The sequence below is a fragment of the Pseudomonas sp. CF161 genome, assembly GCF_000416215.1.
GTDB lineage: Bacteria > Pseudomonadota > Gammaproteobacteria > Pseudomonadales > Pseudomonadaceae > Aquipseudomonas.
Genome location: NZ_ATLP01000038.1, coordinates 115,929 through 132,734 on the forward strand (window position 1 = coordinate 115,929; position 16,806 = coordinate 132,734).

Sequence of the window (16,806 nt, forward strand, 5' to 3'; positions counted from 1 at the left end):
CCTCGTACCCGCTGACTACCATCCGCCACTCAATGGACGGAACAGCCCGCATGCGCGAACGCACCATCGCCAGTCATTTCGCCCGTGCCGCTCTAGGCGGCGCGCATCGGCGTGGCCATGACTGCTCGGCGCTGCTGCAACAGGTGGGCATCAGCGCCGAACTGCTCAACGAGCCCAGGGCACGTATCGCCCCCGAGCAGTTCAGCGGCTTGCTGCAATTGCTCTGGCAAGCACTGGACGACGAATACCTGGGGTTCGCGCCCGAGCCGAGCAAGCGCGGCACCTTCGCCATGATGTGCCACGCGCTGATTCACTGCCGGACCCTGGGGAAGGCGCTCAATCGCGGCTTATTATTTTATAGCCTATTCCCGCAGGCCCCGCGTCTGAGCCTCAGTCGTGAAGGCGAGATGACCCGCCTGAGCCTGGACGACAGTCAACTGCGGGACCCGGACCACTTCCTCAGCGAAAGCCTGCTGGTGATCTGGCATCGCCTCGGCAGTTGGCTGGTCGGCCAACGGATTCGCCTGGAGCAGGCGACCTTCAGTTACCCCCGGCCCGGGCACGGCGCCGAATACGACCTGTTGTTCCCCTGCCCCCTGGTGTTTGGCGCCGAGCACAGCAGCCTGCTGTTCCACAGCCGCTACCTGGACCTGCCATTGCTGCAGGACGAACGGACCCTCAAGCACTTTCTTGAACGCTCACCGGCAGACCTGCTGTCGCGGCCGGACCCTGGCGACAGCCTGAGCAGCCAGCTGCGCCGCCTGCTCAGTCGCGACTGCGAGCACTGGCCAGACCTGGAAAGCGTGGCCCGGCAACTGCACATCAGCCCACAGACCCTGCGCCGGCACCTGCGTGAAGAAGGGTCGAGTTTTCAGGAGTTGAAGGATCAGTTGCGGCGCGATATCGCCATCTATCACCTGGGGCGGGCCGACCTGTCGTTGCAACAGATCGCCGAGCAGCTGGGGTTTTCCGAGCCCTCGGCCTTTCATCGGGCCTTCAAGAAGTGGACCGGCCTGACCCCGGGCGCCTACCGCGCCCAGGAGCATTGAGCCCACGGCTTCAGATGATCGGGAAGTGAATCCGGAACGCCGCGCCCCCCAGGGAGGAATCCCCCAGCGTCAGCTGCGCGCCGTAACTGTCGATGATGTCCTTGACCACCGCCAGGCCAATCCCCTGCCCCGGATGCTGGCGGTCCAGGCGTTCGCCACGTTGCAGAATCCGCGCGCGCTGGTCCGGTGGTACGCCGGGGCCGTCATCCTCGACACAGAGTTCAGCGCCCTCGAGGGTGTCGCGCACGCTGATGCGCACCTGGCTCAGGCACAGGCGGTAGGCGTTCTCCAGCAGGTTGCCGAGCATTTCCAGCAGGGCACCGTGCTCAATCGGCACATAGCACTGCTCCGGCAGGTCGAAAGAGACCCGCACCTGCTTGTCGCGGTACACCTTGTCCAGGGTGTCGCACAGGCTTTGAAGCACCGGACGCAACCTGACCTGGTGCCGCACCAGGCCGCTTTTACGCAGGCTGGCGCGCTGCAATTGATAGCTGATCTGCTGACTCATGCGCTCGATCTGGCTTTGCAGGACCCAGGCCTGGTCACGGTCCTGGGGGCGCTGGGCCATGTCTTCACTGACTCCCTGCAACACCGCCAGCGGGGTTTTCAGGCTGTGGGCCAGGTCATCCAGCGAGTCGCGGTATCGGCTGCGCTGCTCGCGCTCGCTGTGCAACAGGCGGTTCAACGAGCCGGTGAGCCGCAGCAGCTCGCGCGGGTGTTCTTCGCTGAGGCTTTCGCGGGTACCGCTTTCGATCTGGTCCAACTCCTGGCTCAAGCGGCGCAAGGCCTGCAGGCCCCAGGTCAGGCCGAGCCAGAGCAATGCCAACAACACCAGCAACGCCGCGCCGAACCCCAGGTAGAGGTTTTCCCGCACGCCTTCCAGGGTCTGCTGGTACTCACGCACCGGCTGCAAGGCGACGATACTGAAGGCCGCACTTTTACCGCCTAGCAGCTTGACCTCGACGTCGTAGACGAAGAACTCCTGGCCATCGGCGTCGCGGATTTTGGCGAATTCGTTACCACGCCCGTCATAGCGCGGCTTGTAGTTGATGCTCTCTTCCCGCGTCGCTTTCGAGCGCCACACCAGGTGCCCTTCACGATCATAGATGTAGCCGAGCAAACGGCTGTCGGTGAGGTTGAAACGCTCGTCCGGCAATTGCATCGGCATCTGCAGGTGATTGCCTTCGACCCGCGCCGCCGAGATCAAGGTGGTCACGTCGGAGGCCAGGCGCTGCTCGATGGAGTCCTGCAGCGCCAGGCTGAACGCGCCTTGCATGGCCGGCAACAATGCCAGCATGAACAGCACCGCCAGGGTGGTGGCGGCCAGCATCAGGCGCAAGCGCAGCGATCGAATCATCGGCAGCGCTCATTGAACAGGTAGCCCAGGCCACGCACGGTCTCGATCGGTTTGAAGCCCGACGGAGCCTCCAGCTTGCGCCGCAAGCGCCCGACCAGCACTTCGATCACGTTTGGATCGCGCTCGTCGTCGTCCGGGTACAACTGCTCCATCAACCGATCCTTGGCCACCACTTGCTGGTGATGACGCATCAGGTATTCAAGAATCCGGTACTCATAGGCGGTCAGCGCCAGCGGCTGCTCATCCAGGGAGGCCTGCTTGCGATTGAGGTCGAGCAGCAGCGGCCCGGCGATGATGGTCGATTGGGTAAAGCCACTGGAACGGCGCAGCAAGGCATTCAGGCGCGCGTCCAGTTCTTCGAACTGGAAGGGCTTGACCACATAGTCGTCAGCGCCGGCTGCCAGCCCTTCGACCTTGTCCTGCCAGTTGCCGCGAGCGGTCAGGATCAGGATCGGGAACGTCTTGCCACGGGCGCGCAACTGGCGGATCAGGTCCAGGCCACCCATGCCCGGCAGCCCGAGGTCGATCACCGCCAGATCGTGATTGAACTGCTCGCTCTGATACAGCGCCTCTTCGGCGTTGGCCACGGACTCGACCACATGACCACTGTCCGTGAGCCGGGTTTGCAGGTGATGGCGCAGCAGCGCCTCATCCTCAACGACCAGCAGTTTCATAAAGCTCTCCCAGGCAAAATATCCACAACTCCAAAGGGCATTCAGGCCCCCTGATTACTCATACGGCAACGCCGGATCTGCCTTTGGGCCAGATCCGGCGTCAGTCAAAGCCAGAGTACGGGTCAGAACGCGTAGTTGGCCGACAGGTAGGTCTGGGCGCTGCTGTCCAGGTTCAGCGAACCCTGCTTGCTGCCGCCGCGCTCGCTCATTTCGGTGCTGGCGTTGCTGCGCAGGTAACGATAACCCAGCTCAACCGAGGTGTTCTGCGAAACTTGCTGCAGCACGCCGGCCTGTACGCCGACCGCATAACCGATGTCGCTGTCACGGCTGAAGCCTGGCGATTCCTGGGTCATCTTGACCAGGCCGGCGGTGGCGCCACCGAACAGTTTGGTGCTGCTGGTCACTGGCAGGAACATATCGTAGCTGCCCAGCAGATTTTGCTGACGCAGTTTAATGCCATTGTGCGAGCCAGAAACATATTCATAAGTGGCGTAGTAACGGGCCTGGTCATTCAACTGGCCGAAGCGCACACCGAAGGTGCTGTCCTTGGCGATCACACCATCGGAATCCGGGTGGCCGAGGTTGTTGTTGAGCAGGCTGGACTTGCTGACCTTGTCGCTGGTCAGGCCGTAGCTCAGACCGGCGAAGTTGCTATCAGCGGCTTGGGCAGCGGCGCTGGCGCCGAGAACAGTGAAGGCCAGGATCATCTTTTTGATAGAAGTCATTAGGGAATTTCCTCATTCGCTATGTGCTATTTGGGTACGGAGCTAGGTTAACCACCACCCCCTGAACTCCCCCTGAACACACTCTGAACCTGGCCTGAACCGAACCCACCCTGCTGTTTTTTCAGCTATTTTCCGCAAAACAGCAGTAATGGGGCCTCAGCCGCCATACTGGCGCCGCTGCTTATAGAGGCACCCTCAAACCCCGGGGCTACCCCGCAACCGCGCAACCCGGCAAAATGCCGGACATGAATTCTCTCCCCGCCCTGCCCGCCTGCTGCACCCCACTCGACGCCCACTGGCCGCTGCCCCAGGCGCTGGCCAATAGCGTCCTGCTCAGCACCCACTTCAACCCCGCGCAACTGGCGGCGGACGACTTCCAGCGCTGCGCCATCGAGCCGCCGGCGAGCATTCAGCGCTCGGTCGCCAAGCGCCAGGCCGAGTTCCTTGCCGGGCGCCTGTGTGCCCGCGCCGCCCTGCAACGCCTGGAAGGCCTGGACTGCACCCCGCCCATCGGGGACGACCGGGCACCGGTATGGCCAGCGCACATCTGCGGCTCGATCACCCACAGCACCGGCCGGGCAGCGGCAATCGTGGCGCGCAAGGAGCACTGGCGCGGCCTGGGCATGGACCTGGAAAACCTGCTGGATGCCGAACGTGCCCGGCGCCTGGCGGGCGAGATCCTCACCGCGCCGGAGTTGCAGCGCATGGCCGCCGGCCCCAGCGAGCATCTCGCGCTGTCGGTGACCCTGACCTTTTCAGTGAAGGAAAGCCTGTTCAAGGCGCTGTACCCGATCGTCCAGCAGCGCTTCTATTTCGAACATGCCGAAGTGCTGGAGTGGACCGAGGCCGGCCAGGTGCGCCTGCGCCTGTTGCAAGACCTGTCCAGCGAATGGCGCAACGGCACGCAACTGGACGCGCAGTTTGCGCTGCAGGATGGGCAGTTGCTGAGCCTGGTCAGCATTCCCGGTTGAGACCGGCGCGCCCAAGCCCCAGGCCTGAGGCCTGGAGCTTCAGGGCTTCTCTTCTTGATGACGTGGCCAGCTCAGGCTGAAACAGGCGCCGCCCAGGCTCTTGCTGCGCCCGATCAGCGCGCGACCGTCGTGCCAGTGAATGATCCGCCGCACAATCGACAGGCCCAGGCCATGCCCGCCGGAGGCTCGGGTACGGCTGTCATCCAGCCGCAGAAAGGGGGTGAAGATCCGCTCCCAAGCGCTTTCCGGAACCCCGGGGCCATCGTCTTCAACGTCCACCCGGCACCGCACCTGCCCGACCTGATAGCTGATGGTCACCTGGGATTCGGCGTGGCGCATGGCGTTGCTCACCAGGTTCTGCAAGGCCCGGTGCAGATAGCGCGGCTCGGCCTCGACCCAGGCGTCATCACAATTGGCGGCCGACAGGCACAACCCGCGCTGGACCTTGACCTCGGCCCGCAGCGGCGCCAGTTCGCTGATCACCTGGCTGACCAGGGCATCAAGGTCGATGCGCTGGAAGTTCAGCGCCGGCGAACCCTGCTCCAGGCGCGCATAGGTGAGCATTTCATCCACCAGGCGGTCCAGGTCCTGGATATCGCTGTCCATGCCCTCCATGTACTTGTCCCGCGCCGCCGGGGTGGTGGCCGAGCCGATCATTTCCAGGCCAAAGCGCAGGCGTGCCACCGGCGTGCGCAACTCGTGGGACACCGCCCGCACCAGCTCACGCTGGATCGCCAGCAGACGTTGCAAGTGCTCGGCCATGCCATTGAACGCCGCCGCCAGGCGCCCGATCGAGTCGGCGCCGCGGGCGGGAACCCGGGTTTCCAGGCTGCCCTCGGCGATGCGCGTAGCCGCTGACTCCAGCCCGCGCAGGCGCCGCTCCAGCTGACGCACCAGGAGATAGACGATCAAGCCGATCAGGCTCAGGCCCAGGGCGGCGATCAGCACCAGCCACTCGGGCGGATAGGGGTTCATCTGATACAGCGGGCCGATTTCCAGGACCCAGGGCGTGCCAACCATGCCAGCAAACACCCGGATCGAATCGCCCCCCTTGCCCAACGCCATCACCGTATCGCCCTCGGCGACGCGGCGGCGCTGGTCTTCGTCCATGTCGGCCTGTTCAAGGATCACCAGGTGCATATCGAAACCAAACCCCTTGGCTTCCTTCAAGTCCGCCAGGCGTTGCGGTTGCTCGGCGACCGGGTAGCGCACCAGTTCGTCGGCCAGCAGGTAAATAGTCGCGCGCGCCAATTGCTCGCTGATCTGCTGCACCTCGCCGGTCAGCAGCAGTTGTTCCTTGTCGCTGACCAACCGGTAGACCCTTGCTGCGTGCGGCCCGGTCTGCTCCACCAGGGCCTGGCCTCGCAGCACGCGGCTGCGCTGGCCGCTGTCGAGGCTGGTCTGGGCGAATGTCTGCAAGGCCAGGGGAATCCCCAGGAGCCGCTCCCACAATGCCAGGGCGCGCCGGCGCTCGATCTCACTCATCGGCTGCAGGTTGTCGGCCATCAGCGAAAACGTGCCATGGGCCAGGCGCTCGCGATACTGCTCGCTGCGCACATTATTAAGCAGGTGCAGGGCCAGCACGCCAAGCAGCGCCACCAGGATCAGGGCGGCGCACATGCCGCCGTAGATGCGCAGGAAGATCGAGTTCACAGCGGCATATCGGCAGCGGCTTCAGGGACGAACAGGTAGCCCTTGCTGCGGATGGTCTTGATCAGGCGCGGGTGCTCCGGGTCGTCGCCGATCTTGGGGCGAATGCGCGAGATGCGCACATCGATCGAGCGGTCCTGGCCGTCGTAGCCGATGCCACGCAGGGCGGTGAAGATTTCTTCGCGGGACAGAATGCGCCCGGCGTTGGCCACCAATAGCCAGAGCAGGTCGAACTCGGCACTGGTCAATTCGATCCCCGCCTCGTTCAGCCACGCCTCGCGCAGCGCACTGTCGACCACCAGCGGGCCGAACTGCAGGCGTCGCTGCTTCTCCGGGACCGCCGCTTCCGGCGCCTCGCTGCGCCGCAGCAGGGCCTGGATCCGCGCCAGCAGCAGCCGCGGGCGCACGGGCTTGCAGACATAATCGTCGGCGCCCAGGTCCAGGCCCATGACCTGGTCCATGTCGTCGGAGCGCGCGGTGAGCATCAGGATCGGCCCGTCATAGCGGTGGCGCACCTTGCGGCAGATGCTCAAGCCGTCTTCGCCGGGCAGCATCAGGTCGAGAATCACCAGATCCGGCTGCTCGTTGATGATCCGCGCCGCCGCCAGCGCACCGTTGCCTTCTATGGCCACCTGCAGGCCATTGCTCTCCAGGTACTCACGGGTCAACTCGGCCAGACGCTGGTCGTCCTCAACAATCAATACCTGCCAGGCTTCTTGCTCCACGGGTGACCTCTTCTTGCCAAGAACATATTCAGGAAGGATCCACCCGTCTTTTTGTAATGTTTGAGGTGGATAAGACTGCTTAAAGCGCGGCCGATTGTAGCAATGGCCAGGCAGGTGAACACAAGGAGGCAAATCGGTTCGGACAGCGGCCTTTTTTGTGATAGGGTTCGCGCCCGCAAAAATCCGCCCAGGGCAGCTTCCGGCGGTAAAAAACAGTGACAAACGGTTTGATCCAGGCCTACTGCGGCCTGCATGAGGTTTGCGGCTTTCATACACAATTTACGCACAACCTTATCCACAGGCTGTACATTGCATTCACCCCCAAAAACGCATTATCTTGTAGCCCGGCGCAAAAAAAACCCTACATCTAGGGTTTTGCGCAAAAAACCAAACACAAATCAGACAAGAAACTCAAGCCCTTTTCTTGCCCAAGTTTGGTGAACCAATCGCTTTTTTAGAAGACCAAGACCGCGCGTGCGGATGGCTACTGTTTTCCAACCTGCCACAGGGGAAAACGGTACGGGTGTTGCAGTCACAGACTGTCATCCATCAGGAACAGGTGCTTGAGCCAAAAGCTCGGGAACCAAGACTTCGGCATGGAAGCGGCGCCAACAGCCCCCTTCCTGAACTGTCCCGAAGTGGTTATGCCCGGCCCACGCCGGTTGTAGTGCTTCAGGACGGAACGGTGGGCACCGTGATGGTGCCCAAACAAACATAGAGAACGTGGAGACACCCATGCAAACCGACACAACTCGCGAGAACCCGCAGGGCACCGCGCCGCAGGCCGCTGATTCCAATCTGGATCTGTCCGCCACCGCGCCCGGCCAACTGCGCGTGATCAAGCGTAACGGCACTGTCGTTCCTTACACCGACGACAAAATCACCGTCGCTATCACCAAAGCGTTTCTTGCAGTTGAAGGCGGCAATGCTGCCGCTTCGTCGCGAATCCACGACACCGTGGCCCGCCTGACCGAACAGGTCACCGCGACCTTCAAGCGCCGCATGCCATCGGGTGGCACCATCCACATCGAAGAAATCCAGGACCAGGTCGAACTGGCCCTGATGCGTGCCGGCGAGCAGAAAGTGGCGCGCGACTATGTGATCTACCGCGACTCCCGCGCCAAAGAGCGCGCCGTGCGTTCCACCAGCGAAGAGCCGGTACAGGCTCACCCATCGATCCGCATCACCCGCGCCGATGGCAGCATGGCGCCGCTCGACATGGGCCGCCTGAACACCATCGTCAGCGAAGCCTGCGAAGGCCTGGAAGAAGTCGACGGCGACCTGATCCAGCGCGAAACCCTGAAGAACCTCTACGACGGCGTGGCCCTCAAGGACGTCAACACCGCCCTGGTGATGACCGCCCGTACCCTGGTCGAGCGTGAGCCGAACTACTCCTTCGTGACCGCTCGCCTGCTGATGGACACCCTGCGTGCCGAAGGCCTGAGTTTCCTCGAAGTGGCCGAAAGCGCCACTCACCACGAGATGGTCGACCTGTATGCCAAGGCACTGCCTTCCTACATCGCCAAGGGCATTCAATTCGAATTGCTGAACCCGGTCCTGGCCGAGTTCGACCTGGAAAAACTCGGCAAGGCCATCAACCACGAGCGCGACCAGCAGTTCACCTACCTGGGCCTGCAAACCCTGTACGACCGCTACTTCATCCACAAGGATGGCGTGCGTTTCGAACTGCCGCAGATCTTCTTCATGCGCGTGGCCATGGGCCTGGCGATCGAAGAGAAACAACGCGAAGACCGCGCCATCGAGTTCTACAACCTGTTGTCGTCTTTCGACTACATGGCCTCGACCCCGACCCTGTTCAACGCCGGCACCCTGCGTCCACAGCTGTCGAGCTGCTACCTGACCACCGTGCCGGACGACCTGTCGGGCATCTACCACGCGATCCACGACAACGCCATGCTGTCCAAATTCGCTGGCGGCCTGGGTAACGACTGGACTCCGGTGCGCGCACTGGGTTCGTACATCAAGGGCACCAACGGCAAATCCCAGGGCGTGGTTCCGTTCCTCAAAGTAGTGAACGACACCGCCGTTGCCGTAAACCAGGGTGGCAAGCGCAAAGGCGCTGTCTGTGCCTACCTGGAAACCTGGCACATGGACATCGAAGAGTTCATCGAGCTGCGCAAGAACACCGGTGATGACCGTCGTCGTACCCACGACATGAACACCGCCAACTGGATCCCTGACCTGTTCATGAAGCGCGTCTTCGATGACGGCCCGTGGACCCTGTTCTCGCCATCCGAAGTGCCGGACCTGCACGACCTGACCGGCAAGGCCTTCGAAGAGCGTTACGAGTACTACGAAGCCCTGTCCCAGTACCCGGGCAAGATCAAGCTGTTCAAGACCATCCAGGCCAAAGACCTGTGGCGCAAAATGCTGTCCATGCTGTTTGAAACCGGCCACCCATGGCTGACCTTCAAGGACCCATGCAACCTGCGCAGCCCGCAGCAGCACGTAGGCGTGGTCCACAGCTCGAACCTGTGCACCGAGATCACCTTGAACACCAACAAGGACGAGATCGCCGTTTGCAACCTGGGCTCGATCAACCTGCCGAACCACATCACCAACGGCAAGCTGGACACCGCCAAGCTGGCACGCACCGTGAACACCGCCGTACGCATGCTCGATAACGTGATCGACATCAACTACTACTCGGTGCCACAGGCGCAGAACTCCAACTTCAAGCACCGTCCAGTGGGCCTGGGCATCATGGGCTTCCAGGACGCGCTGTACCTGCAGCACATTCCTTACGGTTCGGATGCTGCGGTCGAGTTCGCCGACAAGTCCATGGAAGCGGTCAGCTACTACGCGATCCAGGCTTCCTGCGACCTGGCCGACGAGCGCGGCGCCTACGAGACGTTCCAGGGTTCGCTGTGGTCCAAAGGCATCTTGCCGCTGGATTCGCAACAGATCCTGATCGAGCAACGTGGCCAGAAGTACATCGATGTCGACCTGAACGAATCCCTGGACTGGGCACCAGTTCGCGCCCGTGTGCAGAAAGGCATTCGCAACTCCAACATCATGGCCATCGCACCGACCGCCACCATCGCCAACATCACCGGCGTGTCGCAGTCGATCGAACCGACCTATCAGAACCTGTATGTGAAATCGAACCTGTCGGGCGAATTCACCGTGATCAACCCGTACCTGGTCCGCGACCTGAAAGCCCGCGGCCTGTGGGACTCGGTCATGATCAACGACCTGAAGTACTACGACGGTTCGGTGCAGCAGATCGAGCGCATCCCGCAAGAACTCAAAGAGCTCTACGCGACGGCCTTCGAAGTGGACACCAAGTGGATCGTCGACGCCGCCAGCCGTCGCCAGAAGTGGATCGACCAGGCTCAGTCGCTGAACCTGTACATCGCCGGCGCTTCGGGCAAGAAGCTTGACGTGACCTACCGCATGGCTTGGTACCGTGGCCTGAAAACCACTTACTACCTCCGTGCCCTGGCCGCGACCAGCACCGAGAAGTCCACCATCAGCACCAGCAAGTTGAACGCTGTTTCCAGCGGCAACCACGGTGATGACTCGGTCCTGGCCGCTCCGGCAGGTCCTGCTCCGGTGCCGAAGGCTTGCGCCATCGACGAGCCGGATTGCGAAGCTTGCCAATAAGCTGAACCCTTGAGCGCCGCCAGGCGCTTGAACCGAACCCCCGATAGACCTCTGGTTTATCGGGGGTTTTCTTTTGCTTGCAATTTACCGGTGACAACCGCCTAAACCACGGTTTACAGCGGGTGTTCAGGTGTAAGATGGCGCGCCATTCAACTTCAGGGATTTTTTGCAATGTTTGCCAGGTGCAGGGACGCAGCGCGCCGCCTTTTCGGCGTTTTATCAACCGTGGCACGCCTGTTGTTCGGGCTGACCCTGTGGCTGGCGCAAAGCCTTCTTGGCCAATGGCGCCCGCCCTATTGGCTGCGCAAATTGATCCCCGCACTGGGACGAGGCCTGACCGCCATCGGGCGCAAGGTCCAGGCCTACCCACGGCAATTTGCCGCCGGCATCGCGACCCTCGCCGTGCTGAGTGCCGGCGGCCTGTATGGCTGGCACTGGTACGCCAACCTGCCGCAACCCCACACCGTGCATTACAGCGTGCAAGGCCCCAGCCTGACCGACTACACCCGGCAGCCGCCGCTGATCGACACTCTGCGTATCCGCTTCAACGAATCGGTGGCGCCCCTTGAAGCCATCAATCAACCCGTGACTGAAGGCATCACCCTGAGCCCGGCAGTCGCCGGCAACTGGCGCTGGGTCGAGGACCGCACCCTGCAATTCACCCCAGACCAGGACTGGCCGATCGATGCCAAATACAGCGTCGAGCTGGCCAAGAAAAAGCTGCTGGCCGACGGCGTACTGTTGAGCCAGTACAGCAGCACATTTTCCACCCCCGCGTTCAGCGCCAACCTGGTTCAGAACGAGCTGTATCAGGACCCGGTCGACGCCAGCCTGAAACAGCAGGTCGCCACCTTCAGGTTCACCCACCCGGTGGATGAAGAGAGCGTGCGCAAACGGATCAAGTTCTCCCTCGGCACCGGCCTGCAATACCGCGACCCTAAAGCCGCGAACCAGCCCGAGATCAGCTTCGACACCTTCAAGCTGCAGGCCTATATCCGCTCTCCGGCGTTGGCCACGCCACTGGAAACCAACCAGATCAGCCTGACCCTCGGCGAAGGGGTCAAGTCCCAACTGGGCGGCAACGCCACTCCCGCCTCGCAAACCCGCCTGGTGACGGTGCCCGGTCGCTATCGGCTGACCTTCAGCAACAGCGAAATCAACTTCGCCGACAATGATCGCGGCGAACCCGAGCCGGTGCTGATGTTCACCAGCTCCAACGCCGTGGCCGACGAGGCGATTGCCGGCAAGGTCCAGGCCTGGCTGCTGCCGGAAAAACCCCAGGACGACCTCGCCCCCTGGAACGCCAAGGACATCGACGAAGCCCTGCTGGCCCGCTCGCAACCGATCAAGCTCAGCCACGTACCCAGTGTCGAGCCGCTCAATACCGAGCACGCCTTCAAGTTCAAGGCACCCGCGGGGCGCACCCTCTATGTGCAAATCCCGGCGCGGATCGAGGCGATTGGCGGCTACCTGGCGAAAAACCCTACAACCTCGTTGCTGAGCATGCCGGCCTACCCGCGCACCCTGCGCTTTCTGTCCGACGGTGCCCTGCTCAGCCTCACCGGTGAAAAACGCGTGGGTTTCATGGCCCGTGGCGTGCCCGGCGCCCACGTGGAGATCGCCCGCGTCCTACCCAACCAGCTGCAGCACCTGGTCGACCAGAGCAGCGGCAGTTTTGCCCGCCCCAACTTTGCCAATGACTATTTCGACCGCATGGTCGAACGCCAATCCCTGGACATCCCGCTGTCCTCCAGCGATCCGTCCAAGACCCAATACGACAACGTCGACCTTGGCAGCTACCTCAGTGCCAACGGCGGACGCCGCGGGATCTTCGTGCTCAAGCTCAGCGCCCAGGACCAACCGAGCCAGCGCACCTTCGACGGTTACTCGCAAAGCGCGACCAATGACCTGCGCTTCATCGTGGTCACGGACCTTGGCATCATCGCCAAGCGTTCCAGCGACGGCAGCCATGACCTGTACGTGCAATCCATCGGCAGCGGCCTGCCGGTGGCCGAGGCCCAGGTCGAGATCATCGGACGCAACGGCCTGCCGGTCAGCAGTGGCAAGACCGACGCCCAGGGTCACGCGCACTTCGCCAAGCTCGACGAACTGCGACGCGAGAAAACCCCGCTGATGTATGTGGTGACCCGCGGCAATGATCAGTCATTCCTGCCGATCGCTCGCCAGTCGCAACAGCTGGACCTGTCGCGCTTCGACGTCGGGGGCCTGCAGGAAGACGGCACCAGCAACCGCCTGAGCGCCTACCTGTTCAGCGACCGGGGCCTGTACCGCCCGGGCGAGACCGCACACCTGGGCATGATCGTGCGCAGCGGCGACTGGAAAGGCGCCTTGCAGGGCCTGCCGGTCGAACTGCTGATCACCGACCCACGGGGCCTGACGGTGGTGCGCGAGCCCCTGAAATTGTCTTCCAGCGGTTTTGAAAGCTACGACTTTGCCAGCAGCGACGTGGCACCGGCCGGCGATTACACCGCGACCCTGCAACTGATTGGCGACAAACAACTGCGAACCCACCTGGGCAGCGTCAACTTCAAGGTCCGCGACTTCGAGCCGGACCGCCTGAAGGTCAGCCTGAGCCTGCACGAAACCCCGGTCGCCGGCTGGATCGCGCCGGATCAGGTCGAGGCCAAGGTCACGGCGCTGCACCTGTTCGGCGCGCCGGCCGCAGGGCGGCGGATCACCGCCAACCTGTCGCTGAACCCGGCACTGGCGGGGTTCGAGCGTTACCCCGAGTACCGCTTCCGCCTCAACGACTCGCTGACTGAAGCCAGCAGCGAAGACCTGGCGGAAACCACCGCCGACGACAATGGCCAGGCCGTGCTCGACCTGGACCTCGAGCGTTTTGCCAACAGCACCTACCGCCTGCAGGTCCTGACCCAGGTGTACGAGGCCGAGGGCGGGCGCAATGTGGCGGCGCAAAGTTCGTTGCTGGTGTCTTCGGCGCCCTACCTGATCGGGGTCAAGAGCCAGGACTCGCTGTCCTACGTGGCCAAGGGCACGGCGCGCCAGGTGCATTGGCTGGCTGTCGGCCCGGACCTGAGCCCGCGCGCGGTCGAAGGCCTGGTCAGCCAGGTGATCGAGCACCGCTACGTGTCGGTGCTGGTCAAGCAGGCCAATGGCACCTACAAGTACGAGTCACGCCTCAAGGACACGGCTCAACCCGCCTCGCCGCTGACGCTCACCGAGCAAGGTGCGACCCAGGTGCTGGACACCCAGACGCCCGGCGACTTCACCCTGCAACTCAAGGATGCCAACGGCAACCTGCTGAACCAGATCGACTACAGCGTGGCCGGTAAAGGCAACACTTCGCGCTCCCTGGAACGCAACGCCGAACTGCAACTGCGCCTCGACAAACGCAGCTACGCCAGCGGCGACGAGATCGCCATCAGCATTCGCGCGCCCTACACCGGCGCCGGGCTGATCACCATCGAGCGCGACAAGGTCTACAGCCAGCAGTGGTTCAAGGCCGACAGCACCAACAGCGTGCAGCACATCCGGGTGCCCAAGGGCCTGGAGGGCAACGCCTACGTCAACGTGCAGTTCGTGCGTGACATCGGCTCGTCCGAGGTCTACATGAGCCCGCTGTCCTATGGTGTGGTGCCCTTCAGCATCAACCTCGATGCGCGCCGCATGCCGCTGAAAGTCGAAGGCCCGGCACAGATCGAACCGGGGCAAGTGCTGGATATCAAGGTCAGCAACGACCGGCCGACCCGCGCGGTGATCTATGCGGTTGATGAAGGCATTCTGCAGGTCGCACGCTACAAGGCGCCCGACCCGCTGGGCTTCTTCTTCCAGAAGCGCGCCCTGGAAGTCGGCACCAGCCAGATCCTTGACCTGATCCTGCCGGAGTTCAGCCGCCTGCTCAGTGGCGCAGCCCCAGGTGGCGACACCGAGGGCGCCCTGGCGTCGCACCTCAACCCGTTCAAGCGCAAACACCAGCCACCTGTGGCCTGGTGGTCAGGGGTGGTGGACCTGCCGGCCGGCGAAAGCGTGCTGCACTACCAACTGCCGGACAACTTCAACGGCAAGCTGCACCTGTTCGCCGTGGCGGTGGACGCCAACAGCGTCGGCGTCAGTGAAGGCGCGAGCGAAGTCCGCGGCCCGCTGGTGATCACGCCGAACGTGCCGGCCTTTGTCGCCCCAGGGGATATTTTCACGGTCAGCGCCGGGGTCTTCAGCAACCTGGAAGTCGATACCGCCGTGAAGTTCGAGCTGCAAACCAGCGCCGGGCTGCAGGTCGAAGGTGAACCCGGCAGCACGCTGCACCTGCAACCGCGCAAGGAAGGCGTGGCGCAGTTCCGGATCAAAGTCCTGGAAAACCTCGGTTCCGCCGACCTGCGCTTTATCGCGGTCTTGCCCGACGGCAAACGGATCCAGGTCGCGGAAACCACCTCGGTACGCCCCTTGAGCGAACACCGGGTGGCCCTGACCCTCGGCCGCTTTGAAGGCGCCAGCCAGGAACTGCTGCCGACCCGCAACCTGTTCAGCGAGTTGCGCAATGTCCAGGTGGGTGTTGCCGCGTCGCCACTGGTATGGGCCGACGGCCTGAAACACTACCTGGACGACTACGCCTACGCCTGCACCGAGCAGTTGGTGTCCAAAGCCATGCCGGCGCTGATCTGGCGTGATACGCAAGCGGGCGTGCCCTCCACGCAGGGCTTCGACGGCCTGCTGCGGGTACTGCGCCAACGGCAGAACCAGGCCGGCGGCTTCGGCTTGTGGGCGGCCAACCCACAGGTCACGCCCTACGCCAGCCTGTACGCCACCGACTTCCTGATCGAAGCCCGCGAACGCGGCCTGGCCGTGCCCGCCGACCTGCTGGAGCGGGCCAATGCCTACCTGACCGAGATCGCCAACGGTCCGAGCGAAGGCCTGCAGGAACTGCGCAACCGCGCCTACGCCAGCTACCTGCTGAGCCGCCAGGGGATCCTGGTCAGCGGCGCCCTGAGCGATATCCGCGAGCGCTACGAAACCTACCAAAGCGATACCTGGCAGAACGACCTGGGCGCGGCCTACCTGGCGGCCAGCTATAAGCTGCTGAAACAGGATCGCCAGGCCGATCGGCTGTTCCGCAAGCTTCCCTGGCGCACCCTGAACGACCGCTGGGATAGCGACGGTTTGTATTACGACCCCCTGGTGCACGATGCCGAGCACCTGCATCTGTTGAGCAAACACTTCCCCGACCTGGTGGACGATGTGCCGCTCGACTTGCTGGATAAACTCGGCAAGCGCCTCAACGAGCAGCGCTACAACTCGCTGTCGGCCGCCCTGCTGTTGCGGGCGCTGGACAACTACGGGCAGCGCGCCGACAGCGGCATGCACCTCAAGGCCAGCGCCTGGCTCAACGACAAGTCCCAGCAATTGCTGAACATGGTCGGCCAGCCTCCGCGCAGTGCGGTGCCGGCGGCCACTGAAAAGCTGCTGCTGGAGAAGTCCTCCGGTCCTGCCGCGTTCTACATGTTCAGCGAAGCCGGTTTCGATCGCGGCGCCAATACCCAGCCCTTGAGCAATGGCCTGGAAGTGATCCATGACTACCTCGACCTCAAGGGCCAGCCGGTGACCCAGGTCAGCGTGGGCGATGAGTTCCTGGTGCGCCTGCGCCTGCGGGCCACCGAACATGACCAGGTGCAACAAGTGGCCGTGGTCGACCTGTTGCCAGGTGGCGTCGAGCCGGTCTATCGCCTGCCCCCGCAGCCCAAGCAGCGCGACGAGGAGGATGAAGACGAGGAGCAATCGTCCGGCGATGACGACGAGCAATCCTGGCAAGCGCCGGTCGGCGAGAGTGAGCTGAGCAACTGGCAGCCGGAGTACATCGATGTGCGCGATGACCGCGTGGTGTTCTACGGCACCGTGCTGCGCGACGCCGCGACCTTTGTCTACCGCGTGCGCGCGACCAACGCCGGGACCTTCAACACGCCACCGGCGTATGCCGAAGGGCTCTACCAGACCACCCTGCAAGGACGTGGCAAGGTAGGCCAGCTTGAAATCGTCAAACCTTGAGCCCCAGCCC

The 16,806-nt window shown here is 63.2% G+C and carries 9 protein-coding genes; 4 read left to right on the forward strand and 5 right to left on the reverse strand.

Features of this window, described 5'->3' with window-relative positions; all coding sequences use genetic code 11:
- Positions 1 to 50 precede the first annotated feature (50 nt).
- Entirely contained in the window at positions 51 to 1,049 is a 999-nt protein-coding gene (locus CF161_RS05850; protein WP_020295642.1) for an AraC family transcriptional regulator, read from the forward strand.
- A gap of 10 nt (positions 1,050 to 1,059) precedes the next feature.
- On the opposite strand, the gene CF161_RS05855 is transcribed toward CF161_RS05850, so the two are convergent.
- From CF161_RS05855 to CF161_RS05865, 3 genes are all read right to left on the reverse strand, one after another.
- Positions 1,060 to 2,406: an ATP-binding protein gene (locus CF161_RS05855; protein WP_020295643.1), complete on the reverse strand. Its 1,347-nt coding sequence runs from the start codon at positions 2,404 to 2,406 to the stop codon at positions 1,060 to 1,062.
- Entirely contained in the window at positions 2,403 to 3,080 is a 678-nt protein-coding gene (locus CF161_RS05860) for a response regulator (RefSeq protein ID WP_020295644.1), read from the reverse strand. Before CF161_RS05860 ends, CF161_RS05855 begins: the two co-directional genes overlap by 4 nt.
- A 122-nt stretch (positions 3,081 to 3,202) precedes the next feature.
- On the reverse strand, positions 3,203 to 3,805 hold the full coding sequence (locus tag CF161_RS05865) for an outer membrane beta-barrel protein (protein WP_020295645.1): 603 nt from the start codon (positions 3,803 to 3,805) through the stop codon (positions 3,203 to 3,205).
- 245 nt (positions 3,806 to 4,050) lie between these two features.
- Between CF161_RS05865 and CF161_RS05870 the strand changes: the two genes are divergently transcribed.
- Complete coding sequence (locus CF161_RS05870) at positions 4,051 to 4,776, forward strand: 4'-phosphopantetheinyl transferase (protein ID WP_020295646.1); 726 nt, start codon at positions 4,051 to 4,053, stop codon at positions 4,774 to 4,776.
- 39 nt (positions 4,777 to 4,815) lie between these two features.
- Here the strand turns inward: CF161_RS05870 and CF161_RS05875 are convergent, their stop codons facing one another.
- Both CF161_RS05875 and CF161_RS05880 read right to left on the reverse strand, forming a co-directional pair.
- Positions 4,816 to 6,429 carry an ATP-binding protein gene (locus CF161_RS05875; protein ID WP_020295647.1) on the reverse strand — a complete coding sequence of 538 codons (1,614 nt, stop codon included), beginning with the start codon at positions 6,427 to 6,429 and terminating at the stop codon, positions 4,816 to 4,818.
- Positions 6,426 to 7,151: a response regulator gene (locus CF161_RS05880; RefSeq protein ID WP_020295648.1), complete on the reverse strand. Its 726-nt coding sequence runs from the start codon at positions 7,149 to 7,151 to the stop codon at positions 6,426 to 6,428. The genes CF161_RS05875 and CF161_RS05880 overlap by 4 nt, the downstream gene beginning before the upstream one ends.
- Before the next feature lie 735 nt (positions 7,152 to 7,886).
- On the opposite strand from CF161_RS05880, the gene CF161_RS05885 reads away from it, so the two are divergent.
- Together CF161_RS05885 and CF161_RS05890 are read left to right on the forward strand one after the other, a co-directional pair.
- Positions 7,887 to 10,778 (forward strand): ribonucleoside-diphosphate reductase subunit alpha, encoded by a 2,892-nt coding sequence (locus CF161_RS05885; protein WP_020295649.1) that lies wholly within the window; start codon positions 7,887 to 7,889, stop codon positions 10,776 to 10,778.
- 171 nt (positions 10,779 to 10,949) lie between these two features.
- Positions 10,950 to 16,796, forward strand: a complete 5,847-nt coding sequence (locus CF161_RS05890; protein WP_043228716.1) for an alpha-2-macroglobulin — start codon at positions 10,950 to 10,952, stop codon at positions 16,794 to 16,796.
- Positions 16,797 to 16,806: the final 10 nt, after the last annotated feature.

Bases quoted from the DNA above. Each gene is read 5' to 3' on its own strand.
- CF161_RS05885 (WP_020295649.1), top strand. From the start codon at position 7,887: ATGCAAACCGACACAACTCGCGAGAACCCGCAGGGCACCGCGCCGCAG.
- CF161_RS05865 (WP_020295645.1), bottom strand. From the start codon at position 3,805: ATGACTTCTATCAAAAAGATGATCCTGGCCTTCACTGTTCTCGGCGCC.
- CF161_RS05890 (WP_043228716.1), top strand. From the start codon at position 10,950: ATGTTTGCCAGGTGCAGGGACGCAGCGCGCCGCCTTTTCGGCGTTTTA.
- CF161_RS05855 (WP_020295643.1), bottom strand. From the start codon at position 2,406: ATGATTCGATCGCTGCGCTTGCGCCTGATGCTGGCCGCCACCACCCTG.
- CF161_RS05870 (WP_020295646.1), top strand. From the start codon at position 4,051: ATGAATTCTCTCCCCGCCCTGCCCGCCTGCTGCACCCCACTCGACGCC.
- CF161_RS05860 (WP_020295644.1), bottom strand. From the start codon at position 3,080: ATGAAACTGCTGGTCGTTGAGGATGAGGCGCTGCTGCGCCATCACCTG.
- CF161_RS05850 (WP_020295642.1), top strand. From the start codon at position 51: ATGCGCGAACGCACCATCGCCAGTCATTTCGCCCGTGCCGCTCTAGGC.